The organism is Lentzea aerocolonigenes (assembly GCF_000974445.1).
Classification (GTDB): domain Bacteria; phylum Actinomycetota; class Actinomycetes; order Mycobacteriales; family Pseudonocardiaceae; genus Lentzea; species Lentzea aerocolonigenes.
Genome location: NZ_BBOJ01000022.1, coordinates 103,328 through 126,815 on the forward strand (window position 1 = coordinate 103,328; position 23,488 = coordinate 126,815).

The window sequence follows — 23,488 nt, forward strand, 5'->3', positions numbered from 1 at the left end:
ACCGTCAGCGTCAGTAGACCGGCAGCTTCAGGGAGTTCACGACCTCCGCGAACTCCTCCGAGGGCTCGCCGCCGTTCTCCCGGTTCTTCAGCGCCATCTCCTGGTTCGCCGTCACGTACGGCCGCAGGATCTCCTCGTAGCGCTGGAAAGCACCGTCGAAACCCGCCGCCAGCTCACCGGCCAGCACGTACGCGCCGACCAGCGCCATGCTGGTGCCCTGGCCCGACAACGGTGAGCCGCAGTAGCCGGCGTCGCCGAGGAGCACCACGTTGCCGCGCGACCAGGTGTCCATGTGGATCTGGCTCATCGAGTCGAAGTGGAAGTCCGGCGCCTCCCACATGTGCTTGAGCGCGGTCGGCCAGGCCCAGCCCGCGTCGGCGAACATCTCGGCGAGCAGGCGGCGCTGGGCGTCCACGTCGCGGTGGTCGAACTCCACGGCGCCGTTGAAACCCATGTAGACGCGGCATTCCGCGTTCGAGCGGGCGCTCATGATGCCGCCGCCCACGACGTCGCCCCGCTGGAAGGTCTGCCAGTGGTCGAGGCCGAGGAAGTTCGGCGCGGTGAAGACGGCGAGGTTCATGCCGAGGTGGCTGATGAACTGCTCTTCCGGGCCGAAGACGAGCCTGCGGACGTTGGAGTGCAGGCCGTCGGCGCCGACGATCACGTCGAAGTCGCGTGGTGCGGCCTTCTCGAACGTGACGCGGGTGCCGTCGATGGACGTGATCGTGTCGTCGAACAGGTACTCGACGCCGTCGGCCGCGTCGAAGAGCATCCGGGCGAGGTCGTCGCGCAGCAGCTCGACGTCGGGGCTGGAGAGGTCGCCGCCGCTGATGGTGCGGGTGGTGGAGCTGAACAGCTCGTTGCCCTCGGCGTCGACCATGCTCATGCCGCGCATGTTGGTGCTGCACGACCTCAGCTGGTCGCCGAGGCCCATGCGCTCGACGACCTCCAGCGCGGGGCCGCGGACGTCGATGGCCTGGCCGCCGGGCCGCAGACCGCGGGCCCGCTCCACGACGGTGACGGAGAAACCGTGGTGGCGCAGCCAGTAGGCGAGTGCGGGTCCGCCGATGCTGGCGCCGGAGATCAGGACTTTCTTCACGGTGTTGCCCCCTGTGAGTCGGTGTTGCTCACAAGGTGCCGACCAGCGCTGACCGGCGGCTGACCGTCCGCCGTCAGTGACGATCAGGGTTTGACAGCGACGCCCGCGAACGGCACTTCGTTGATCTCCGGGTTGGCCGCGAAGTCACCCGCGCCGTCCGGCCGCCACGCCGGGCAGCCGACGAGTCCCGGCTCCAGCAGCTCGAAACCGCCGAAGAACGCCAGCACCTCGTCGTGGGTGCGCGGGAACGCCTGGTTCTGCGAGCTCTTCACGTTGTAGGTCTGCACGGCCTCGTCCATGCCGGCGGGTTTCGCTTCCGCCGAGGCGTGCGTCAGCGCCAGGTAGCTGCCGGGGGCGAGCCGGTCGCGGTAGTGGCCGACGATCGTCGCCGGGTCCCACTCGTCCGGGACGAAGTGCAGCACCAGCAACATGAACAGGCCGACCGGCTGGTCGAAGTCGAGGAGCTTGCGGGTCGGGTCGGCGTTGAAGATCGCGTCCAGGTCGCGCAGATCGGCCTGCACCACGCCGGTGTTGCCGTTGCCCGCCAGGATCAGCTCGCTGTGCGCGACCGCGACCGGGTCCTTGTCGACGTAGACCACCCTGCAGTCGGGGGCCTCCGCCTGCACGATCTCGTGCAGGTTGCCGACCGTCGGGATGCCGGAGCCGACGTCGAGGAACTGCCGCACCCCCTGCTCGACCATGGTGAGCGCGGCCCTGCGCAGGAACGACCTGTTGAGCCGTGCCGCGTCCCGGACGCCGGGCATGATCTGCAGGATCTTCTCCGCCAGCGCGCGGTCCTGGGCGAAGTTGTGACCGCCGCCGAGCCAGTAGTCGTACACCCGTGCCGGTGAGGGCACCGTCGTGTCTACACCTGGTGGAACCCAACCGAGGTCGTTGCTCACGCACCGAGCGTACTCATGTGCACCAGACCGGCCGATTGGATGAGCATCCGATCGTGTGTATCTGCTCGCCTCCACTGGCGCTACGGCCCTAGGTTGTTCGGGGTCGCGAGAGGGTGGTGTGATGCCGAGCGTCACGACGGTGCCGGGCCGATGGCCCCTCATCGGGCACACCGTCACGCTGCTCAGGTCTCCGGTCGAGTTCCTGTCCTCGTTACCCGCCAGGGGTGACGTGGTCAGAGTCTTCCTCGGTCCCCTACCGGTGCACCTGGTCACGACACCCGAACTCGCGCTGCAGCTGCTCACGTCGGACAAGTTCGACAAGGGCATCGTCTTCGACAAGATGCGCCCGTTGTTCGGCAACGGGCTCGCCACGTCGAACGGCGCGTTCAACCAGCGCCAGCGCCGGATGGTGTTGCCGGCGTTCACCCGCGCCAGGGTCGCGACCTACGCGGAGACCGTGATCACGTCGCTCGCGACCGAACTGCGCGACTCGTGGCACGACGGTCAGCGGCTCGAGTTCGACCGGGTGATGCAGGACTTCGTGATGACCGTCGCCGGCCGCACGCTGTTCTCCGCAGAGCTCGGCCAGGAGGTCCTGGACGAGATCAAGCACTCCATCCCGATCATGCTCAAGCACGTGCTGGTGCGCGCTTTCTCGCCGGGGTTCGTGGAGAAGCTGCCGCTGAAGGCGAACCGCGAGTTCGACGAGGCCGCGGCCAGGCTGCGCAAGATCATCCCCGAGGTCGTCGTCGGTGCGCGGAAAGAAGGCGGCGACCACGGTGACCTGCTCTCGGCGCTGCTCGCCGCACGGGACGCGGACACCGGCGAGGCGATGACCGACGAACAGATCCACGACGAGGTCGTCACGATCCTCACCACCGGCGCCGAGACGACGGCCGTGGCGCTGGCGTGGTTCTTCCACGAGGTCGGCACACGGCCCGAGGTGCGCCAACGGTTCCACGCCGAGGTCGACGCCGTGCTCGGCGACCGGCCCGCGACGTTCGAGGACGTGGCGAAGCTCGAGTACACCGGCCGGATCATCAACGAGGTGCTGCGGCGCACCCCGCCGATCATCCTGATGCGCCGGGCCCGCGAGGACGTCGAGATCGGCGGCGTGCTCGTGCGGAAAGGCTCCGAAGTCGCGGTCTCGCAACACACTCTGCACCGCGATCCCCGGTGGTTCCCGAACCCCGGCCAGTTCGACCCCGACCGGTGGGAACCCGCCAGAGCAGCAGCGGTGCCGAAGGGCGCGTTCATCCCGTTCGGCGCCGGTTCCCGTTTCTGCCCAGGACATTTCCTCGCCCACACGGAGATCGCGATCGCGGCCGCGACGATCGCGACCCGGTGGGACCTCGTCCCCGTTGCGGGACAACGTGTCTACGCCCAGGTGAAGGCGACCATGCAGCCCAACAGGCTGCCCGTGACCGCCACGAGTAGAAGGCCTCAAGCGTGAAACTGCTCCCCGTTCTCGCCGCGGTGCTGGCGATGACGTCACTGACGCCTGCCGCCCACGCCTCCGCCGTCGAGTGTTCGCTCACCACACTTCCCGTGTCCGGTCCTACGGGCGAGGCCGCGACGGTCTCCGGTCAGCTCTGCAAGCCCACCGGCGTGAACCCGCGCTCGATCCAGCTGCTGGTGCACGGCGGCACGTACAACCGCGTGTACTGGGACCTGCCGGGTGTGCCGGAGTCCTACTCGTACCAGCGGAACATGGCGCGCGAAGGCCGTGCCACGTTCGCCGTGGACCGGCTCGGCACAGGTGCCTCCACGCACCCGATGAGCCTGCCGATGCTGATTTCCGTTGAGGCGCGGTCGATGCACGAGGTCGTGCAGCACCTGCGCACCGGACGCGTCGGCGGCACCGCCTACGAGAAGGTCGTCATCGTCGGGCACTCCGTCGGGTCGGGCATCGTGGCGATGGAGGCCGCGACCTACCACGACGTCGACGGCGTGGTGCTGTCCGGCATGACGCACATGCCCGCCGTCCCGGTGCTGACGCTGGGCGCCGCACTCGGGCTTCAGCCGGTGTTCCTGGACGACCTGCTCGCGAAGCTCGGCAGCGACCCGCTGTACTTCACGACGCGGCCGGGTGCGCGGGCCGGGTTGTTCTACGCCATGGACGACGCCGAGGAGCTCGTCGTGAACGCGGACGAGCTGACCAAGGACCAGGTTTCCGTGCCGGGCATGGGAACCGTGGCCGTCTTCGGCATCGTGCTGCCCACGACGTACGGCATCGACGTGCCGGTGTTCCAGGCGGTCGGCACGGACGACGTCCTGTTCTGCGGCCTGCTCGCGTTGCGCGACTGCTCGTCCGCGGCGAGCCTGCGCGCGCAGGAGGCGCCGTACTACCGGCCAGAGGCGCAGCTGGAGACCTACGTGCTGCCCGGTGCGGGACATTCACTGGCCCTGCACCGCAACGCCGGGGGCTACCGCGACGCGACCCGTGCGTGGCTCAGCGCGAAGCTCGGGATGTGATCAGCGCACCAGGCCCTGAGCGCTGAGCTTCACCGCGAACGGGAACTGCAGTTCGATGATCTCGTCGCCTTCCGAACGCGCCTGTTCGACGTACGCCCCGTTTTCGAGGTGGAGGCACCGCAGCCACGGCGCGTCGTAGTCGATCATCCAGTAGTTCTCGCAACCGACTTCCTGGAACTTCGCGCGTTTGAGTTCGAGGTCCACGTGCCGCGTGCGCGGTGACAAAACCTCGACCGCCAGCACGGGCGGTCCCAGGAGGGCCTGTTTCGTGAACTGCTCGCGCCGGCCGACCACCAGGTCCGGAATGAAGACCGTGTCGTCGGCGAGCACCACGTCGACCGGAGCCGGGAGGACCTCGAGCTCTGGCGGGCAGACAGCCGTCAGCGCCACCAGCAGTCGTGCGACGACCCGCTGGTGCACGGGGCGGGGTGAGGGGCTCATGACCAACACCCCGTCGACGAGTTCGAAACGGTGCCCGTCATCAGGCATCGCCTCCAGGTCCGCCCACGTCAGCGGTCTGCCGTGGGGAAACGTCGGGACACCACCCATGGTGCGTTCCACCCCCTGGTCGAGGCCACTGTCCGCCGGACGGGTCCCGGCGATGCCATTAGACAAGACTGGTCCGATTCTCACGACTCGCAAGCCCCTTTTGGCCGACCTCGCACCACTGCACGCACACACCTCTGTCACCACCGCCCCGCAGGGTGAGCACCGACTGGTCCTGTCGTGGACGGCCGCACTCCGATGGAGCAGCGTTTTGGTTGCAATCGAACAACTGGCTAATTTTTGATCAATTTTCGGGCGATTTTCGGTAACGCCGGCACCCGTGCCAATTGCTCGCGAATGCGACCCTAACGGAATATGGCGAGCCAGCCAAGCACTCGGTTGGAGCAATGCTTCACGAGTACCTCACAACGAGAAGATCAAAACGTCTCCAACGGGTTTCTCCAGCCATTCCGAGTAAACCGCACGGGTGACGGCCGGGACCCCGTGTGATCGCCGTGGGGACGACGTGGGGGCGGGCTTCACCACGCTCGGTGGCACCACCACCGAGGGAGCCGGGGAATGCGCAGGACCAAGGACAGACTCGCCCAGTACACGGCCGTCGCACTGGTCGCGGTCGTCGCTACGACGCTGGTGCTGCTGGCGCTGTCGCTCTAGCGAGCAACCGCTTCGCCACGGCCACCGCCCGCGGCTGACGCAGCCGCTCGGCGGCCCTGACCGCCTTCTCGCCGTGCCGCACCGCGGTCTCGTGGTCGCCGAGCGCCAGGTGCAGCCGGCACAGCTGGCCGTGCAGGCGGTCCCCCATCCAGCTGCGCCTGGCCCGCTTGATCGCCGACAGGCACCACTCGGCGTAGCGCACGGCCTCGGCGGGCCGTCCTTCCAGCTCCTCGCGGATGGCCAGTGCGGACGACAGTTCCAGCTCCCCGATGTGGTCCTCGACCTGCTCCATGACCCCGAGCACCTGGTCGTCGTCCGCGAGTCCCGTGTTCGTCCTGCACAGCCGGGCCGCCCGGCGCGCCATCTCCAACGCCTTGCCGGGCATGCCGAACTCCAGTGCGACGTAAGCGAGATCGGCGCACGAGAACATCTCGCCCCGCCAGTCGCCGCGTTCCTGGAAGACCGGCTGCGAGCGTTCCAGGTGCTCGACGCACTCGTCGTCGTTGAACAGGTAGTAGTGGATGTACCCGATGTCCTCCAACGCGAGCGCGATCCGCGAGACGTCGCCGTGCTCCTCGCCCAGCCTGAGGGCCGAGGTGAGATGGGCCAACGCCTCGTCGTTCCGGCCGCGCAACAGGTACGTGAGAGCGAGGTGGTGCAGCGCGTGCGCCTCCTGAGTCGGCGCTTCCACACTCCTGATCAGCTCCAGGGCGTGGTCGAAGTACCGCTGCGCCTCGTCGAGGCGGCTGCCTTCGCGCGCGATGACGCCGAACAGGATGAGCACTGACGCTTCCCCTGACACGTCACCGATCTGGCGTGTCAGGTCGAGCGCCTCCCGCAGGTGCTTCACCGGCTCGGCGTCGCGCCGGGACTGGTACGCCGATCCGAGGCCCCGCAACGCTTCCGCGCGGGCCTTCAGGTCACCGAGCTGGTGCGTGGCGGCGAGCGCGACGCTCTGCAGCTCGATCCGTTCCCGCCCGAAACCACGCAGCAGCAGGAAAGTCGCCAGTTGGTGCGGCAGCTGCCACGCGTGCGCGTAGTTGCCGCTGTAGGCCGCGAGGTAGACGGCGGCCCTGAGGTTGCGGTGTTCGGCGTCGAGCCACGCCACCGCCTGCCTGATGTTCGCGAACGACGGCGGATCCGGCGGTGGGTGGCGCACGGCCGAGCGGAGCTCAGGACGGCCCGGCGCTGTTCTGAGTTCCGCCAGGCTCACCGTGTGCAGGTAGAAGTCGAGGATGCCCAGCACCGCCTCCTCTGCCTCCCCCGGCTCGACGCTCGCTTTCGCGTGCTCCGCCAGGAGGTCGTGGAACCGGTAGCGGCCGTTCTCCTGCTGCTGCACCAGGTGCGCGTCGAGCAGTTCGTCCAGCAGCCGCTCGGCTTCCACGCGGGTCGTGCCGATCACCGCGGCGGCGAGGTGGGCGCCCCAGTCCTCGCCGGTGTGCAGCCCCAGCAACCGGAACAGCCGCTGCTGCTCGCCGGTGAGTTGCCGGTACGACAAGGCGAACGCGCCCGCGACGCTGCGTTCACCCGCCGTCAGCTCGGTCAGCCGTTGCTCGGTGAGGCGGCGCGTGACGTCCCGCGCGGACCACGCCGGCCTGGTGCGCCACCGGGCACCGACGATCCGCACCGCCAGCGGCAGGTAGCCGCACAACCGGACGATCTCGCGCGCGGCTTCGAGGTCCTGGTCGAGTTTCCGTTGTCCCGCAATGCTCGCGAGCAGCCGCAGCGAGTCCTCTTCGGACAGGACGTCCAACGAGATCGTGTGGGCGGCGTCCAGGTCGACGAGCCGGCGCCTGCTCGTGACCAGCACCAGGCCGGTGCCGGGCAGCAGAGGCCGGACCTGGGCGGCGCTGCCCGCGTTGTCCAGCACGACGAGTGCCTTGCGGTGCGCCATTTCCGCCCGCCACCGCGCGGCGCGGGCGTCCAGGCCGTCCGGGATGTCCTGTGCGGGCACGCCGAGCGCGGTCAGCAACTCCAGCAACGCGTCCGCCGGCGTCCGGGGTTCGACGCCGGCGGTGTGGGAGTGCAGGTCCACGAACAGTTGTGCGTCCGGGAAGCGGGACGCCAGGCGGTGCGCCGCGCGGACGGCCAGCGTGGTCTTGCCGATGCCCGCCATGCCGTCGATCGCCGTGATCGCGACGCACCCGGACGGCACGGCGGCGAGGATCTCGTCCAGGTCGTCGGCGCGGCCGGCGAAGTCGGCGATGTCACCGGGCAGGTCGTTGCGCGCCTTCGGCCTGTTGTCGGCCGTGAGCACTTGCTGGTGGGCCTTCTGCAGGTCCCGGCCGGGATCGAGGCCGAGCTCCTCGGCGAGCCTGCCGCGGATGTCGTCGTAGGCCTGCAACGCCTCGGTCTGCCGGTCGCAGCGGTGCAGTGCCACGATCAGCTGCGCCCACATGCGCTCCCTGGTGGGGTGCTGACGGGTGAGCGTGCGCAGTTCCGGGACGAGCTGGGCGTGCCCGCCGTCGCGGAGGTCGTTCTCGATCCGCGCTTCCAGCGTCGCGAGGTACTTCTCGGTCAACGCGGGCAGGTGGTCGCGTTCGAGGGTGTCGCTGCCGATGTCGGCGAACGGGCGGCCGCGCCACAACGCCAGCGCCTCCCGCGGTTCCAGGCGGTCGAAGCGGTGGACGTCGACCTCGTCGGGCCGCACGTCCAGCAGGTAGCCGCCGGGCCTGGTCCGCACGAGCTCGGCGTGGCCCAGGTCCTCGCGCAGCCGGCCGACGGTGGTCTGCAGGGCGTGGCGCGACCCGCCCACCAGTTCGACGAGCTCGTCGGCACCGACGACCTGGCCGGGCCGCAGCAGCAACGCGGCGAGGACCACCCGGCGCTTGCCGGGCGGGATGTGGACGCCGCGCCCGTCGAGCACCACGTCCAACGGCCCGAGCAGGCCGAACGATCTCACTGCCACTGACCCCAGTGCACCATCTCGTCGAACCTCTTGCGCATGCGAGTCAGCGGCGACGCGCCCTCGGAGACACCCTCCTCCGCGGGGTGGCCGATCGCGATCATGCCGATCGGCGCGTAGATGTCCGGCACGCCGAACTCCGCCCGCAGTGCGGGCCACTCGTCCTTGTTCGTCCCGAAGAACACCGCACCGAGACCCTCGTCCACGGCCGTCTGCAGGATCAGCAACGCGGCCATGCCGGTGTCGATGTCCCAGTACGGCACCGGCCAGTGGTCCTCGCTGCCCAGCCCCGTCCAGCTCTTGTCGGCCTGCGAGTACCGGTCGAGGTAGATGTCCTTGGCCGAGAACGGGATGACGACGACCGGGGCTGTCTTGGCGTCGTCGCCGCTCCACCACTCGAACTTCTCGGCGAGCCGCTGCAGGGGCTCGCCCCGCAGTACGAGAAATCCCTGGCCCTGCGAGAACCCCGCGGACGGCCCGCGCACCGCGTTGCGCATGATCCGCTGCAGGCTCTCGTCGCTGACCGGCTCGTCCGTGAACTTGCGCACCATGCGCCTGCGCCGGACGACGTCTTGGAACTCCATGCCGACCTCCCCAGGTAGATCTCCGACCGTAGCGGAGAACCACGCTCAGAGTCGGCGCAGCCCAGCCAGCACCCGTTCCAGCAACGCCCCGTCCGGCCTGTCTCCGCCGTACGACGACGCCGTGCGGTGCACGTCGATCAGCCCGTGCATCGCCATGTCGCCGAGCAGCACCTTGGTGACGCCCAGAGGAAGCCCGCGCAACGCGGCGATCTCCGCCACCGAGCGCGGCGAGTGGCACAGGGCCAGCACGTCCTGGTGCTCCGGGCGCACCGCGGTGGCGGAACGCTCGTTCACCGACACCAGCGACTCGATCTCCAGCTGCACGTCGGAGGTGGTGCGGCCGCCGGTCCACGCGTAGGCGCGCACGATCGACGACGACGTCTCGACCGACGGCAGCGGCGGGACCACCGGTTCGAAGGGCAGCGTGGCGTACGGGTCCGGCTCCGGCACGGGATCGGCCGCGCGGGTGGCCTTCTTCTTCTTGCCGCGCTTGCGGATCCGTTCACTGTCGAAGCTGAAACCACTGATCAGATCGCCGAAGTTGACCTGTTCGTCGGATTCCCCGCTCATGCCAGCTCAGCCCGCAGCTCCGGCGTGAGCAGCTGGCCCACCTGCCGCACGACCACGGTCATCTCGTAGGCGACCTGCGCGACGTCGGACGTGTTCGACGCCAGCACGGCGAGGACCGAGCCGTCGCTGATCGACGACAGCAGCATCACGCCGCGGTCCATCTGCACGACCGTGCGGACGACCGCCTCACCGGCGAAGCACTGCGACGCCGACTCCGCGAGTGAGACCACGCCGGCCACGATCGCCGCGAACTGCGGCGCGACGTGCGCCGGCAGCTTCGACGACGAGATCAACACCAAGCCGTCCGCCGAGATCACCACGGCGTGCTCGATGCCGGGTGTGCGTTCGGCGAAGTTGGTGACCAGCCAGCCGAACTGGTCCACCTGCGTGCTCATCGACTCTCCTGGTGGTCGGGAAGGCCTCGCTGCACACCGCGCTGGAAGGCGTTGAGGAATCCTCGGGCGGATTCCGGCGTCTGACGCGCGGGTGCGGGTGGGGGAGGCGGCGCGGCGGCAGCGGACGCCTGGAACCACGACGTCTGCTGGGCCTCGATCGCTTCCCCGCGGAAACTCTCCCAGGACTCTTCGCGTCGTGGTGCCAGTTCCGCCGGAACCAACACGATCGCGCGAGTCCCCTTGCCCTGTTGGGCATCGAGACGTACCACGATCTGGTGGCGGGCCGCGAGCCTGCCGACGACGAAGAGTCCCATCTCACGGAACACCTGGACGTCCACGCCCTCGCCCGCGGCCTCGAGGCGGTGGTTCACGGCCTCCAGCGCCTCGCGGTCGATGCCGATGCCGTGGTCGACCACGTCGATCTGCACGATGTCTCCGGCCTCGATCGACGCGCTGATCGAGACCTGGGTGTGCGGCGGCGAGAACGCCGTTGCGTTGTCGAGAAGTTCGGCCAGGAGGCGGACGAGGTCGCTTGCCACGTAACCGACCACCTCGGCGTTCGGCGCGGTGTGCACCATCACCCGTTGGTACTGCTCGATCTCCGCGGCCGCCGCGCGCAGCACGTCGGTCAGCGGGATCGGCCGGGTGAACCGCCGTGCCACGTCGCCGCCGGAGAGCACCATCAGGTTCTCGTTGTTGCGGCGCATGCGGGTGGCGAGGTGGTCGAGCTTGAACAGGTTCGCGAGCTGGTCCGGGTCCTCCTCGTACTTCTCCAGCTCCTCCATCAGCTTGAGCTGGCGTTCGACGAGGCTCTGGCTGCGCCGCGAGAGGTTCACGAAGATGTTGCGCATGTTCGCGCGCATGCCGGCCTGCTCGATGACCGACTTCACGGCCTGCTGGTGCACCGCGTCGAACGCGCGCGCCACCTGGCCGAACTCCTCGGTCGTGTCGACCGGCACCGGCTCGATCTCGGTGCTGCCGCGTCCGGTCGCCACCATCTCGGGAAGCTTGTGCCACGCCACTTCCAGCGCGGAACGGCGCAACGCGTTGAGGGAGCGCAGCAGGTAGCGGCCGACGACGAACCCGATGGTGCCGGCCAGGACGAGACTCGCGAACAGGACGGCGGACGCGGTGCCGGCCGCGTCGCTCGTCTCGTCGCGCAGACGGTTCGCGGTGGTGCGCAGGTCGTCCTGCAGACCCGTCACCACGCCGTTCAGCGACGTCACGACGGCGCCGGAGGCCTTGCTCCAGTCCGCTGCCGCGATCGGCAACGGCTTGGGCCTGTTCGAGTTCGCGTTGCCCGTGACCGGGGCGTCCGAGGTCGGGTGCAGCACCGCGGTGGCCAGCATCTTGCGGTGCGCCTCGATGTCCGGGCCGTTGAACATCGTGCCGTAGGCGTTGAGCTGGTCGGGGGTCGCCAGTGCGGCGAACTCTCCCGCGATGTAGCTCAGCTTGACGTTCGACTCGACGAGCGACCGCACCTCGGCGGTGACGAGCTGGCCGCGGGTGAGCCCGGACAGCACGACCGCCTGCTGGTAGAGGACCTGTTCCTGCACGTGCATCACGTGGTGCAGGCCCATCGCCGTGCGGAAGAGCGCGGGGTCGCCGAACTCGCTCGCGAGCACCTCGTCCACGTCGAGCATCAGCTCGGTGAGGCTGGTGTACTCCGCGATCACCTTCGGCACGTCGCCGGTCTGCTCGCGCAACGCGGTCAGGCCGCCGATCTTGGCGCCGACGTCGTTCATGCGAGCGGTCACGACCTCGCTCAACGAGGTCTTGCCGTTCTGTTCCCGCAACGCCTTGCGGGCGTCCTCGGTGCGCTTCACCTGTTCGGCGAGGATCTGAGGACCGACTCCCTCGGCGATGATGCGCCGTTCCGCCTGCACCCCCTGGATCACGGGGATCAGGGCGGAACGGACCTTCACCAGCCGCTGGAGCGCCGCGTAGGACTCGGCGCGTTCCATGTGGGACTGGATCTGCAGCACGCCGACGCCCACCGCGATGGTGACCGGAACGATCAACACCGCGGCGAGCTTCACCGGCAGGCGCCAGTTGCGCCAGTTGACGAGCTTGGTGAACATCAGACGAAGAGCTTGGCCGCGTTCAGGAAGAGCCGGTACAGGCCGTAGGCGAGCGGGATGCCCACCCACAACCACGCACCGATCAGCAACAAGCGCTGGGAGTTCACTTCCGCACCACGCCTTCCGACTCTTCTTCCTTCTCGGTCGTCTCTGCGACGTCCGCGGCCTCGGCCTCGTTCCACTTGGCGACCGTCGCCTCGTCCTTCGCCTCGCCGTCCTCAGCCTTCGGCTGGTCGGCCACGAGTTCCGCGACCTCGGGCTCGGGCTCGGGCTCGGCGGTTGCCTCGTCCGCGGCCTTCGGCTCGGCAGCGACCACCTCCGCAGCCTCGGACTCGGCAGCGCTCGCCTCAGCCGCCTTCGCCTCTTCCGCCTTCGCCTCTTCCGGCTCCGGCGAGGGCTCCTCGGTCGTCTCCTCGGCCTTGGGCTCGTGGAACTTCGGGTTGACCGGGCGAACCAGCTCGTTCGCGACGAAACCGACGACCAGCAGCGAGATCATGATGTAGAACGACGTGGTGTACAAGTCGGGACCGGTGTGTCCCGCCTTCTTCCCCGCGTCCGCGATGGCGTTGACGATCAGCGGCCCGAGCACGCCGGCGACCGACCACGCGGTCAGCAGGCGGCCGTGGATCGCGCCGACCTGGTAGGTGCCGAAGAGGTCGCGCAGGTAGGCCGGGATCGTGGCGAAACCGCCGCCGTAGAACGACAGGATCACCATCGCCGCGACGACGAACAGCGGCACGCTGGACGAGCCGATCGTGAGCAGCGTCAGGTACAGCAACGCGCCCGCACCCAGGTAGACGCGGTAGATGTTCTTGCGCCCCACCAGGTCCGAGGTCGACGACCAGACGATCCGGCCCGCCATGTTCGCCGCCGACAGCAGCGCGACGAAACCGGTGGCCGCCGCGGTCGCGACCGGCGTCGAGGACTCCTTGAAGAAGTCGACCAGCATCGGCGCGGCCTTCTCCAGGATGCCGATGCCCGCGCTGACGTTGAAGCACAGCACGACCCACAGCAGCCAGAACTGCGGCGTCTTGATCGCGTTGTTCGCGGACACGTTGAACGCGACGGTGGCCTTCGGCTTGTCCTTGAGCAGCGCCGCCTTCTCCTCCGTGAACTCCTTGGAGGGCAGGCGGATCAGCAGCACGCCGAGGCTCATGAAGACCGCGTAGGCGAGACCGTGGACGAGGAACGCCTTGCCGATGCCCGACGTCGAGGTGTTGCCGAACGCCGTGAGCATCGAGGTCGACCACGGTGACGCGATCAGCGCACCGCCGCCGAAGCCCATGATCGCGATACCGGTCGCCATGCCGGGACGGTCGGGGAACCACTTGATCAGGGTCGAAACCGGCGAGATGTAGCCGATGCCGAGACCGATGCCGCCGATCAGGCCGTAGCCCAGAACGACGACCCAGTACATGCCCGCCCACACGCCGGCCGCGGAGATCAGCAGACCGGAGCAGAAGCAGACGAGCGAGGTGAACATCGCCCACCTCGGGCCCTTGCGCTCCACCGTCGTGCCGAGAACCGCCGCCGAGAGCCCGAGCATCACGATGCCGAGCTGGAAAGGCAGAGCCGACTGCGTTCCCGTGATACCAAGAGATTTCTCCAACGGCGTCTTGAAGACGCTCCAGGCGTAGGCCTGACCAATGGAGAGATGAATCGCCAGTGCTGCGGGCGGAACGAGCCAGCGGTTCCATCCGGGAGGCGCGACTGTGCGTTCGCGCGCTAAGAACCCCACTATATCCCCAACCGTCACCAAAAACGCGGACCGATCGATCCTAGGCCAGGTGCACACGTGCGACAACGGTCTGGAGCCGTCGCGGTGCTGTTGCAAATCGGGTCAACAGCGGGTCAACTGCAGGTGAACGCGTGACACAACCCCGCAGGTCACACCATTTGAGACTAATGCAGTGTCCGATTTGACCTGGTCCACCAATTGAGACACGTTGGACTACACACGTGCGGGCGCTACAGTGAGCGCCGCACGCAGGAGGGCGGGATACATGACCAAGGCGGTGTGGTCGCCTGGAGAAACGCAGCACGAGCATCGGGAAATGCGGGGATTCGCATCATTCGAGGACCCCGCCGCTTTGTCGTACGTCGATTCCGACGGCAACCCGAAGTTCACGCTGATTCGGGAGACCGACGAATTCCGCGTCCTGCGGAGGCGCCTCACGGCGTTCGTCTTCCCGATGACCGCACTCTTTCTCTCGTCCTACCTCACCTTCGTGCTGCTGTCCGCCTATGCGCACGAGTTCGTCAGCACCAAGGTGATCGGTGTGATCAACGTCGGGATCCTCCTGGGACTCGGCCAGTTCGTGACTTCGATCATCATCACGCTCGGCTACGCCCGTTACGCAAAGCGACGGCTGGACCCGCAGCGCCAATTGCTCGCCGAGAAGACAGGCGTCGAGGAGTAAGGCATGCCCACCACCGGCAACCCGGTGCTGAACCTCAGCGTCTTCGCGGTCTTCGTGCTGATCACGCTCTACATCGTGTACCGGGCCAGCAGCCGCAACGTCACGGCGTCGGACTACTACGCCGCGGGCAGCTCGTTCACCGGCGCCCAGAACGGCGTGGCGCTGTCCGGTGACTTCCTGTCCGCCGCGTCGTTCCTCGGCATCTCCGGCGGCATCGCGGCGCACGGCTACGACGGCTTCCTCTACTCCGTGGGCTGGGTCGTCGCGTGGCTCGTCGGCCTGCTGCTGATCGCGGAGGGCCTGCGCAACACCGGCCGCTTCACCGTCGGCGACGTGCTGGCGTTCCGGATGAGGCAGCGCCCGGTCCGCGCGGCCGCGGCGAACGCGACGCTGGTGATCTCGTTCTTCTACATGATCGCGCAGATGGCCGGCGCCGGCGGCCTGATCGCGTTGCTGCTCAACGTGAGCTCGAAGTGGGGCCAGGCGCTGCTGATCGCGGTCGTCGGCATGGTCATGGTGCTCTACGTGCTGGTCGGCGGCATGAAGGGCACGACGTGGGTGCAGATCATCAAGGCCGTCCTGCTGCTGCTCTGCGTGACGCTGATGAGCATCTTCCTGCTGGGCAAGTTCGGGTTCAGCCTGTCCGCGATCATGCAGCAGGCCACCGAGCACAACAAGCTCGGCGAGGCCGTGCTCGATCCCGGTGCGAAGTACGGTTTCAGCACGATGTCCAAACTGGACTTCGTGTCGCTGGCGCTGTCGCTGGTGCTCGGCATCGCGTCGCTGCCGCACGTGCTGATGCGCTTCTACACCGTGCCGAACGCCTCGGAAGCCCGTCGTTCGGTCGTGTGGGCGACCTGGACGATGGTCATCTTCTACCTGTGCACGCTGGTGATCGGCTTCGGCGCGATGGCACTGGTCGGCACCGACACGATCGCCGCGGCACCGGGTGGTGAGAACTCGGCGGCGCCGCTGCTGGCGTTCCGCATCGGTGGCGCCGTGCTGCTGGGCATCGTGTCCGCCGTGGCGTTCGCCACGATCCTCGCCGTCGTCGCGGGCCTGACGCTGGCGGCGTCCGCGTCCTTCGCGCACGACGTGTACGCGAACGTGATCAAGCGCGGCAACGCCGAACCGCGCCGCGAGATCCGGGTCGCCCGTCTGACGGCGGTGGTCGTCGGCGCGCTGTCGATCGTCGGCGGTATCGCGGCGAACGGCCAGAACGTGGCGTTCCTCGTGTCGCTCGCGCTCGCGCTGGCGGCGTCGGCGAACCTGTCGACGATCCTCTACACGATCTTCTGGCGGCGCTTCAACACCACGGGCACGCTGTGGAGCATCTACGGCGGCCTGGGCTCGTGCCTGGTGCTGATCATCTTCTCGCCGGTGATGTCCGGCGCGAAGACGTCGATCTTCCCGGACGTGGACTTCGCGTGGTTCCCGCTCGGCAACCCCGGTCTGGTGTCGATCCCGTTCTCGTTCCTGTGCGGGTTCCTGGCGACGATCTTCTCGAAGGCCGAGCCGGAGAACGCGGACAGGGCGGCCGAGATGGAGGTCAGGGCGATCTCGGGGATCGGTGCCCGGGCCTGATCACCGGGGGATGATCCCCGACTCGTGGGCGATGATCGCGGCCTGCACGCGGTTTCTGACCCCGAGCTGCCGGAAGATCGTGCTGACGTAGACCTTCACGGTTCCCTCGACGACGTGCAGGCGTGCCGCGATCTCGGCGTTGGAGAGCCCGGCGCCGACGAGCCCGAGCACCTCGCGCTCCCGTGCCGTCAGAACGGCGATCCGTTGCGTGGCAAGGGGTCGCGGCTGTGCCGTCTGGAGCTGGTCGACGACCCTCTTGGCCACCAGCGGGGACAGGAACGCGCCGCCGTTCGCGACCGCGCGAACCCCGGAGATGATCTCCTGCGGGTCACCGGTCTTCAGCACGAACCCGGCCGCGCCCTCCCCCAGCGCCCTGCTGATGTACGCGTCGTCGGCGAAAGTGGTCAGCACCAACGTCTTCGTGTCCGGATGGCACTCGCGGATCACCCTGGCGGCGTCCAGGCCGTCGAACACGGGCATGCGGATGTCGAGCACGGCGACGTCGGGCCGGTGCCGGGCGACGCGGTCCACCGCCTCGCTGCCGTTCTCGGCCTCCGCGACCACCTCGATGTCCCCGGCGGTGGCGAGGACGGCCTTGACGCCGAACCTGACCACCGGTTCGTCGTCCGCGAGCACGACCCTGATCACCCGGTCCTCCTGGCGAGCCACTCCTTGAGCACGAGCCGATCATCCTGGAAGCACAGCTGGTGCAGGTCGTGGCGGTCGGCGTCGAACGGGTTGGGGTGCGTGCTGTAGTAGCGGCACTCGGTGTCCGGCGGCGCGGTGACCCCGAGCGGGTTGTCGACACGGGTGCGCCACGGCAGGTCGAGATCGTCCTCGAGTTGCCCGATTTCCGCCCCTTCGAACTGCTGCGGGGTGAGCACCGACGTCACCGCGTCGAACACCATGTAGCCCGGCACTCCGATCGCGATGCCCACACACACGACCGACGTGATCAGCACGGTTCGTTTGGCGCTCTTGCGGATCTCCTCCTCCGTGCGCTCGCGGTGCACGTGCGTGGGCGTGGTACGCGGCAACGGCCGTTCCGGCAGCTTCGCCCGCACCTCGAACCCGCCGTCGTCCGTCGGCGCGGCCTCGAACGAGCCGCCGACGAGCGCGACGCGTTCGGCGAGGCCCACCAGCCCCTTGCCGCTGCTGACCGCGTGGGTCTTCGGCGCGGGCCCGTTGGTGATCCGCAGTTCGAGGTTGGCCGTGAGGGTGACGGTGACCTTCGCGCCGGGCGCGTGCTTGATCACGTTCGTCAGCGCCTCGGCCGTGATGCGGTGCACGGTGCGCGCGATGATGCCGTCGATCCCGGTCCGGCGACCGTTGCGGAGCTCGACGTCGAGTCCGCTCCCGGCAACGACTTCCTCGATCGTGGCGACGGGCCCGTCCTCGTCGGACCGCAGCACCTGCATGACGTCGGCGAGCCGTTCCGCGGCCGCCGTGACGCTGGCCCGCGCGGTCTTGGCGGCCTCGCGCTGCGACGCGGTCAAGCTCGGTTCCAGTTCCAGCGCACCGACCAGGAGCGCGGCCCGCGCGAGCTCGTGGCCGACCAGATCGTGCATCTCCCCGGCCAGCCGCGCCCGTTCGGAGTTCCTGGCGTTGTCCGCGTCCCGTTCGAGGAGTGAGGCGTGCTCCCAGCCGACCTCCCGCAGCTCCGCGAACCGCCGGCGGAACCGACCGAACGCCCACGGCACCACCCCGAGCACCCCGACCCCGGACGTGACGGCGAGTGCGGTGTCACTCCCGCCGCGCTCGGTCAGTGCGACGACGACCCCCGCGAACTCCGCGGCGGTCAGGGCGATCGCGGTCGCGCGCGGGTCCTCGGCGTGCCGCCCGGCGAGAAAGCTGGTGATGGCGAGCGCGGGCGCCAGCGCGATCACACCGGTGGCGCTGTCGAGCTCGACCCGCACGAGGTAGCAGACCAGCCACGCCCCGAGCGCGAGGCCGAGCGCCACGGCGGGCCGCCGTTTCACGACCACGAACGCCCCGGCGAGCACGGCGAGGTAGAGCACCACTTCCCAGAGAGCGAGCCGGCCGGGCCGCGATGTCGCCGCCGCGGCCACCACCAACACCGCCGCGCACATCCACAAACTCAGCCGCGCCCACACGGCCCCCATCATCGCAGTCGCTGCATCACCACGGTCGGGGCGTCGGCAACGGTGCGTTGTTGCCTCTTCTCCAGCAGCACCGCGATCCCCCACGACACCAACGCTCCCAGCGCCAGCCCGGCCAGCACGTCGTGTACATAGTGGACACCCACGATCACGCGGGACGCGGCCGCAGCGAGCGCACAGACCGCCGCCACCCAGCCCCATGTCCGGTGCAGCGCCCAGATCGCCATCGCGGACGCCCCCGCGATCACCGAGTGGTTGCTGGGAAACGACCAGTCGCCCGGTTCCGGGCACGGCGCCAGCGAAGGCGCTGTGCGGCACGGCCGTTCCTCCTGCACCACGAGCTTGACCACCTCGCTGACCGCGTAGGCGACCACGACACCGGCGCCGGCCAGGACCGCCCGCAGCCGGTGCTGGAACCACAACGCCAGGAACATCAACGCGAACACACCCAGCACCGCGTCGGTGCCGATCACCAGCCAAGTCACCCAGCCGAAACTACGAAGATCGTCGTTTCGGCGCCCCTGCCGATCGGAACCGATCCGACCTTACTTTCGACAAGGTCGATCTCGTGCTGCGGTCGCATCCGGACTGTGGCAGGTTCACACCACCGTTCGGTGAGGAGACCGGGTGTGCTGATCCAGCGCGCGGCCATCGCGATCGTCCAGGTCCTCGGCCTGGCGGTGTGGTTCTCGATGTCCGCGGTCGTCCCCTCGCTGCGCCAGGAGTGGGGCATCAGCGCGGGCGCCGCGGTGTGGCTGACGGCCTCCGTGCAGCTCGGTTTCGTCACGGGAGCGATCGGGGCCACGGTGCTCAACCTGGCCGACCGCGTCCGCCCGCACCGGCTGCTGGCGGTCTCCGCGGCAACCGGCGCGGTGATCACGTTGGTGCTCGGGCTGTTCGTGGACGGGCTGGCGGCCGCGATCCCGTTGCGATTCCTGACCGGGGTGGCGCTGGCCGGCGTCTACCCGGTGGGCATGAAGCTGATGGCGTCCTGGTCGGAGTCCCGCAACCGCGGCCGCGCACTGGGCGTGCTGATCGGGGCGCTGACCCTGGGCTCGGCGCTGCCGCACGTCTTCGGACGCCTGCCGTGGCGCGAGGTGCTCGTGACCGCGGCCGCGATCGCGTTCCTGGGCGCGCTCGTGGCGTTCCTGGTCGTGCGGCCAGGGCCGTTCGTCACCGCCACGACCGCACAGCTCAATCCCCGGTACGCGCTGCAGATGTTCCGGGAGCGCAAACCCCGGTTGGTCAACCTCGGCTACTACGGGCACATGTGGGAGCTGTACGCGTTGTGGACGTGGCTGCCCACGTTCCTGTTGAGCGCCAACGCCAAGGCCGGGCTCACCGTGTTCCTGACGATGGGCGTGGCAGGGTTCGTGGGCTGCCTGATCGGCGGGTGGGCCGCGGACCGGTTCGGGCGAGCCCCCGCCGCCGTCGGCGCGCTCACCGTCAGCGGGCTCTGTTGCCTGTTCTCTCCTCTCGCGCACGGATCGGCGCTGCTGGTCGCGTTCTGCGCGGTGTGGGGAGCGTCGGTGATCGCCGACTCCGGGGTGTTCTCGGCGTCGTTGAGCGAGGTCGCCGACCCGCGCTACGTCGGGACCGCGCTCACCGCGCTGACCGCCATCGGGTTCGGGCTGACGGTGGTCAGCATCCAGCTCGTACCGCTGTTCGCCGAGGCCGTGACCTGGCGCTACGCCTTCCTGCTGCTCGTGCCCGGCCCCGTGATCGGGGCGCTCGCCATGCTCAGGACCAGGTCGCCGTAGCCGTCCGGGGTGCCGTAGCCGTCCGGGGTGTCGTAGCCGTCCGGGGTGCCGGCGTCGTCCGGGTTGCCGGCGTCGTCCGGGTTGCCGGCGTCGTTGAGCGAGGTCGCCGACCCGCGCCACGTCGGCACCGCGCTCACCGCCCTGACCGCCATCGGCTTCGGACCGGCTTCGGACTCGACGTCGGCTTCGTGCTCGGCGTCGGGCTCAGCTTCGGCGTCGGCTTCGGCTTCGTGCTCGTGCTCGGGCTCGGCTTCGTGCTCGGCTCGGGCTCGGCTTCGGCTTCGTGCTCGGCTCGGGCTCGGCTTCGGCTTCGGCTTCGGCTTCGGCTTCGGCTTCGGCTTCGGCTTCGGCTTCGGACTGACGATGGTCAGCGTCCAACTCGTACCGCTGTTCGCCGAGGCCGTGACCTGGCCCCACACCTTCTAGCTGCTGGTACCCGCGATCGGAGCGCTCGCCATGCTCAAGACCAGGTCGTAGTAGCCGTCCGGGTTGTCGGCGCCCGAGCGGCCGTCGATCAGTTCGCGCACGACGTCGCAGTGGCCCGCGTGCTGCGCGGTCTCGGCCAGGACGCGGACCAGCAGGTGGCCGAACGTCGTCTGGCGCTTGTGCTCCGCCCACCACTCCACCGACGCGGGCGCGTCCAGCGGTAAGAGGGAGATCGACTCGTCGGAGTGCTGCCAGGCCGTGCGGTAGAGGTCCAAGAGGTACTCACGGCTCTCGGTGGGCTTGGCCCACATGTCGCCGTTCTCCCAGATCGACTTGTCCTCGACCCACGGCAGCGTCACCGGCGCGGGGCGGCCCACGGAGTCGCCGAGGTAGCCGAGCTCGATGCCGATCAGGTGCTTCACCAGGCCGAGCAGGTTCGTGCCGCTGGGCACGAGCGGTCGGCGCACGTCGTACTCGCTGAGGCCCTCCAACGAGGAAACGACGGAGTCGCGGGAGTCCTGCAGGTAGCGGCGGAGGTCGTCGGCGGTCATGGTTCGGACGGTACCGACGGGGTCTGACAGTTCTCGGCGAGTCTCCTACCACCGCGCACCTCAGCCGCGCTCGATCGGCGGTCGAGAGCCGGGCGTGAAACAACAAGGCCGTGTCACTTTCGGCTGACTCACGGAGAGTGACGCGCAGGTCAGCGCCCGATCGCTCGAAAGTCGCTCGAGTTTCGCTGGAGCGGCCGCTCGTCTAGGACACAAGCTGACCTCAAGTGGTCATACAGTCGTTCATGTCGGGACAAACGAGCGAAGGACTAGAGCGATGACCACCACCGAGATCCTCACCGGCGAGCGCGCGGACCTGCTCGAGAGCCTCCAGCAGCACCGCTACTTCCTGACGTTCACGGCGAAGGGCCTCACCGACGAGCAGGCCGCGTCCAGCCCGACGGTCAGCGCGCTGTCGGTCGGCGGCTTGATCAAGCACGTCGCGACGGTCGAGGAGAACTGGGTCAAGTTCATCGAGGAGGGCACGTCGGCGCTGGAGGCCGACCCCGATTCGGACGCCTACGACAGCCACGAGCGCAACTTCCGGATGGAGCCGGGCGAGACGCTGGAGAGCATCCTCGAGCGCTACCACAAGATCGCCGCGCACACCGACAAGCTCGTCGAGACGGTCGACATGGACCTCTCGCACAAGCTGCCGAGCGCGCCGTGGTTCCCCGAGGGCAAGGCGTGGTCGGCGCGGCGCGTGTTCGCGCACATCATCGCCGAGACCTCGCAGCACGCGGGCCACGCGGACATCATCCGCGAGACGATCGACGGCCAGAAGACGATGGGCTAGGCACTCGTGATGAACGGCGCACTCGTCCACGTGAGGTGGACCAATGCGCCGTTCATCACGAGTGGCGGTAGCGCTCCTAGGGGCGGGGTGGCGAGAAGGTCGAGAGGAACTGGTCCCGGAAGTCGCTCATCCGCGACACCGGGGCCGACCCTCCCGGCCTGATGCCGTCGTCCCACTTCCAGGCCTCGACGCGCTGCAGCACCGCCGGGTCCTTGGCGACGATGGTGATCGGCACGTCCCGCGAGGCCCCCTCGCCGGTCACCATCTGCGCCGGCTGGTGGTCGCCGAGGAACACGAAGACCAGGTTCTCGTCGCCGTACCGTTCGAGGTACGAGACCACCGACTCCAGCGAGTACGAGATCGAGTGCCCGTAGTCGGCGCGCACGGCGGCCGGGTCGCGGCCGAAGATCGACTCCGGCGGGTCGTTCGAGGCCGGCATGGTCGAGTAGATCGAGCCGTCGCCCAGCTTCGACCAGTCCACCGAATCCGGCGTCGGCGACCACGGGGCGTGCGAGGACACCATCGGGATCGCCGCCATCAACGGGGCGTGTTCACCCGAACGTTCGTTGCGTTGGAACGACTCCAACGTGAACTGGTCCGGCGTCGTCGCGTACCCGAAGCGCGGCCCCTTGTAACCGAGGTCCTGGGCGGCGTAGATCTTGTTGTAGTGGAAGAAGTCGCCTTCCGGCCACGCCTGCGTGATGCCGGGGACGACGCCGACCGAGCGCCACGACGACTCGCGGAACGCCCGCGGCAGCGTCAGCCGGTCCGAGGCCACCAGGTTGCGGTAGCGCTGCTGGTTGTCGATCCACAGCCCGGACAGCAGCGTCGCCTGCGCCATCCAGCTGCCGCCGCCGGCCGTCGGCGAGGTCAGGAACGCGGACTTGGCCGTGTACCCGGCCGCCTTCAGCCGGTCGTTGCCGGCGGCCAGCTTCGCGGACACGTCCGGCAGGTCGAGGGCGGACTTGCCGTAGCTCTCCACGAACGTGAAGACGACGTCCTTGCCCTGCAACGAGGACAGCAGGCCGGGGTGGTCGCGGTACGCGTCGACCGAGGCCTCCGCGGCGAACACCTCCTGATCGTGCAGCCCGAGCCGCACGCGCTTGGCGTGATCGACCAACGACGTCGCGGCGGCGTCCGAGTACACCGGAACCCCCGGCACGGCAAGGGAAACGCACGCCACCGCCGCCAGCGCGACCACGCGGATCGCGACCGGACGACGACCTGCCGCGACGGAACCCAGCCGCAGCACCGAAACCGCGGCGAGCCACACGATGCCGACGACCAGTGCCACCGCGAGCCCCACGGCCAGCACGGAGGCGAAGCGGCCGAACGTCACGTCCACGAAGTCGACCGCCGGCACCAGCAGCGGCCAGTCGAGCACCAGGTCGAACGGCCGGTACAGCACCATGTCGAAGCCGATGTCCATGATCTTGACGACGGTGAACAGTCCCAGCGCGATGCCGGCCGCGACAGCGAAGGGCTTGCGCACCCGCTCCGGCAGCAGCACCAGCACCATCACGCCGATGAGACCTTCGAGCGGCACCCGCAGGAACGCCTCGAACGTGAACTTCTCCAGGTCGCTCGGTGCGATGAGCACGAACAACACGAACAGCCCTGCCAGGACAGTGGCCGTCCGACGCAGCAACATCCTCACCGAGA

Annotated in this window: 22 protein-coding genes; 6 read left to right on the top strand and 16 right to left on the bottom strand. The window is 68.8% G+C overall.

All coding sequences use genetic code 11. The features are described from left to right. Positions 1-10: 10 nt before the first annotated feature. Together AOM45_RS36800 and AOM45_RS36805 are read right to left on the bottom strand one after the other, a co-directional pair. Entirely contained in the window at positions 11-1,099 is a 1,089-nt protein-coding gene (locus tag AOM45_RS36800) for an FAD-dependent monooxygenase (protein WP_030469656.1), read from the bottom strand. An 83-nt stretch (positions 1,100-1,182) separates the two neighbouring features. Beyond that, positions 1,183-2,001, bottom strand: coding sequence for an SAM-dependent methyltransferase (locus AOM45_RS36805; RefSeq protein ID WP_030469657.1), 819 nt, complete (start codon positions 1,999-2,001; stop codon positions 1,183-1,185). 121 nt (positions 2,002-2,122) lie between these two features. Between AOM45_RS36805 and AOM45_RS36810 the strand changes: the two genes are divergently transcribed. Beyond that, the gene (locus AOM45_RS36810; protein ID WP_030469658.1) at positions 2,123-3,454 is read left to right on the top strand and encodes a cytochrome P450; all 1,332 of its coding nucleotides are present in this window, start codon (positions 2,123-2,125) and stop codon (positions 3,452-3,454) included. 32 nt (positions 3,455-3,486) lie between these two features. Then, positions 3,487-4,476 carry an alpha/beta hydrolase gene (locus AOM45_RS36815; RefSeq protein ID WP_051784023.1) on the top strand — a complete coding sequence of 330 codons (990 nt, stop codon included), beginning with the start codon at positions 3,487-3,489 and terminating at the stop codon, positions 4,474-4,476. On the opposite strand, the gene AOM45_RS36820 is transcribed toward AOM45_RS36815, so the two are convergent. From AOM45_RS36820 to AOM45_RS36850, 8 genes are all read right to left on the bottom strand, one after another. Further along, positions 4,477-5,025 carry a Uma2 family endonuclease gene (locus tag AOM45_RS36820; RefSeq protein WP_030469660.1) on the bottom strand — a complete coding sequence of 183 codons (549 nt, stop codon included), beginning with the start codon at positions 5,023-5,025 and terminating at the stop codon, positions 4,477-4,479. 577 nt (positions 5,026-5,602) lie between these two features. Continuing rightward, positions 5,603-8,545 carry an AfsR/SARP family transcriptional regulator gene (locus AOM45_RS36825; protein ID WP_162185694.1) on the bottom strand — a complete coding sequence of 981 codons (2,943 nt, stop codon included), beginning with the start codon at positions 8,543-8,545 and terminating at the stop codon, positions 5,603-5,605. Beyond that, complete coding sequence (locus AOM45_RS36830; RefSeq protein ID WP_030469662.1) at positions 8,536-9,126, bottom strand: nitroreductase family protein; 591 nt, start codon at positions 9,124-9,126, stop codon at positions 8,536-8,538. Before AOM45_RS36830 ends, AOM45_RS36825 begins: the two co-directional genes overlap by 10 nt. Before the next feature lie 45 nt (positions 9,127-9,171). Beyond that, on the bottom strand, positions 9,172-9,696 hold the full coding sequence (locus AOM45_RS36835; RefSeq protein ID WP_051784008.1) for a DUF742 domain-containing protein: 525 nt from the start codon (positions 9,694-9,696) through the stop codon (positions 9,172-9,174). Continuing rightward, positions 9,693-10,091 (bottom strand): roadblock/LC7 domain-containing protein, encoded by a 399-nt coding sequence (locus AOM45_RS36840; protein ID WP_059362885.1) that lies wholly within the window; start codon positions 10,089-10,091, stop codon positions 9,693-9,695. The genes AOM45_RS36835 and AOM45_RS36840 overlap by 4 nt, the downstream gene beginning before the upstream one ends. Continuing rightward, positions 10,088-12,172, bottom strand: a complete 2,085-nt coding sequence (locus AOM45_RS36845) for a sensor histidine kinase (protein WP_051784009.1) — start codon at positions 12,170-12,172, stop codon at positions 10,088-10,090. Before AOM45_RS36845 ends, AOM45_RS36840 begins: the two co-directional genes overlap by 4 nt. Continuing rightward, on the bottom strand, positions 12,172-12,279 hold the full coding sequence (locus tag AOM45_RS54050) for an MFS transporter small subunit (protein ID WP_419503918.1): 108 nt from the start codon (positions 12,277-12,279) through the stop codon (positions 12,172-12,174). The genes AOM45_RS36845 and AOM45_RS54050 overlap by 1 nt, the downstream gene beginning before the upstream one ends. Beyond that, the gene (locus AOM45_RS36850) at positions 12,276-13,910 is read right to left on the bottom strand and encodes an OFA family MFS transporter (protein WP_269083672.1); all 1,635 of its coding nucleotides are present in this window, start codon (positions 13,908-13,910) and stop codon (positions 12,276-12,278) included. Before AOM45_RS36850 ends, AOM45_RS54050 begins: the two co-directional genes overlap by 4 nt. Positions 13,911-14,175: 265 nt before the next feature. Here AOM45_RS36850 and AOM45_RS36855 point away from each other — a divergent pair, with 265 nt between their 5' ends. Both AOM45_RS36855 and AOM45_RS36860 read left to right on the top strand, forming a co-directional pair. Next, complete coding sequence (locus tag AOM45_RS36855; protein ID WP_030469667.1) at positions 14,176-14,592, top strand: DUF485 domain-containing protein; 417 nt, start codon at positions 14,176-14,178, stop codon at positions 14,590-14,592. A gap of 3 nt (positions 14,593-14,595) precedes the next feature. Continuing rightward, positions 14,596-16,176, top strand: a complete 1,581-nt coding sequence (locus AOM45_RS36860; protein WP_030469668.1) for a monocarboxylic acid transporter — start codon at positions 14,596-14,598, stop codon at positions 16,174-16,176. On the opposite strand, the gene AOM45_RS36865 is transcribed toward AOM45_RS36860, so the two are convergent. The 3 genes from AOM45_RS36865 to AOM45_RS36875 are packed head-to-tail and all read right to left on the bottom strand — an operon-like array spanning position 16,177 to position 18,781. Further along, on the bottom strand, positions 16,177-16,824 hold the full coding sequence (locus tag AOM45_RS36865) for a response regulator (protein WP_030469669.1): 648 nt from the start codon (positions 16,822-16,824) through the stop codon (positions 16,177-16,179). Next, entirely contained in the window at positions 16,821-18,290 is a 1,470-nt protein-coding gene (locus AOM45_RS36870; RefSeq protein WP_156094035.1) for a sensor histidine kinase, read from the bottom strand. Before AOM45_RS36870 ends, AOM45_RS36865 begins: the two co-directional genes overlap by 4 nt. Positions 18,291-18,298: 8 nt before the next feature. Beyond that, the gene (locus tag AOM45_RS36875) at positions 18,299-18,781 is read right to left on the bottom strand and encodes a phosphatase PAP2 family protein (RefSeq protein WP_051784011.1); all 483 of its coding nucleotides are present in this window, start codon (positions 18,779-18,781) and stop codon (positions 18,299-18,301) included. 144 nt (positions 18,782-18,925) lie between these two features. On the opposite strand from AOM45_RS36875, the gene AOM45_RS36880 reads away from it, so the two are divergent. After that, positions 18,926-20,056, top strand: coding sequence for an MFS transporter (locus AOM45_RS36880; protein ID WP_051784012.1), 1,131 nt, complete (start codon positions 18,926-18,928; stop codon positions 20,054-20,056). Here AOM45_RS36880 and AOM45_RS51965 read toward each other — a convergent pair. Then, positions 19,984-20,475 carry a hypothetical protein gene (locus AOM45_RS51965; protein ID WP_059362887.1) on the bottom strand — a complete coding sequence of 164 codons (492 nt, stop codon included), beginning with the start codon at positions 20,473-20,475 and terminating at the stop codon, positions 19,984-19,986. The genes AOM45_RS36880 and AOM45_RS51965 overlap by 73 nt on opposite strands. Before the next feature lie 3 nt (positions 20,476-20,478). After that, positions 20,479-21,033, bottom strand: a complete 555-nt coding sequence (locus AOM45_RS36890; protein ID WP_051784013.1) for a DinB family protein — start codon at positions 21,031-21,033, stop codon at positions 20,479-20,481. 274 nt (positions 21,034-21,307) lie between these two features. Between AOM45_RS36890 and AOM45_RS36895 the strand changes: the two genes are divergently transcribed. Continuing rightward, positions 21,308-21,826, top strand: a complete 519-nt coding sequence (locus tag AOM45_RS36895; RefSeq protein ID WP_030469675.1) for a DinB family protein — start codon at positions 21,308-21,310, stop codon at positions 21,824-21,826. A 76-nt stretch (positions 21,827-21,902) separates the two neighbouring features. Here the strand turns inward: AOM45_RS36895 and AOM45_RS36900 are convergent, their stop codons facing one another. After that, positions 21,903-23,477 carry an LTA synthase family protein gene (locus AOM45_RS36900; RefSeq protein ID WP_030469676.1) on the bottom strand — a complete coding sequence of 525 codons (1,575 nt, stop codon included), beginning with the start codon at positions 23,475-23,477 and terminating at the stop codon, positions 21,903-21,905. Between the last annotated feature and the right edge of the window lie 11 nt (positions 23,478-23,488).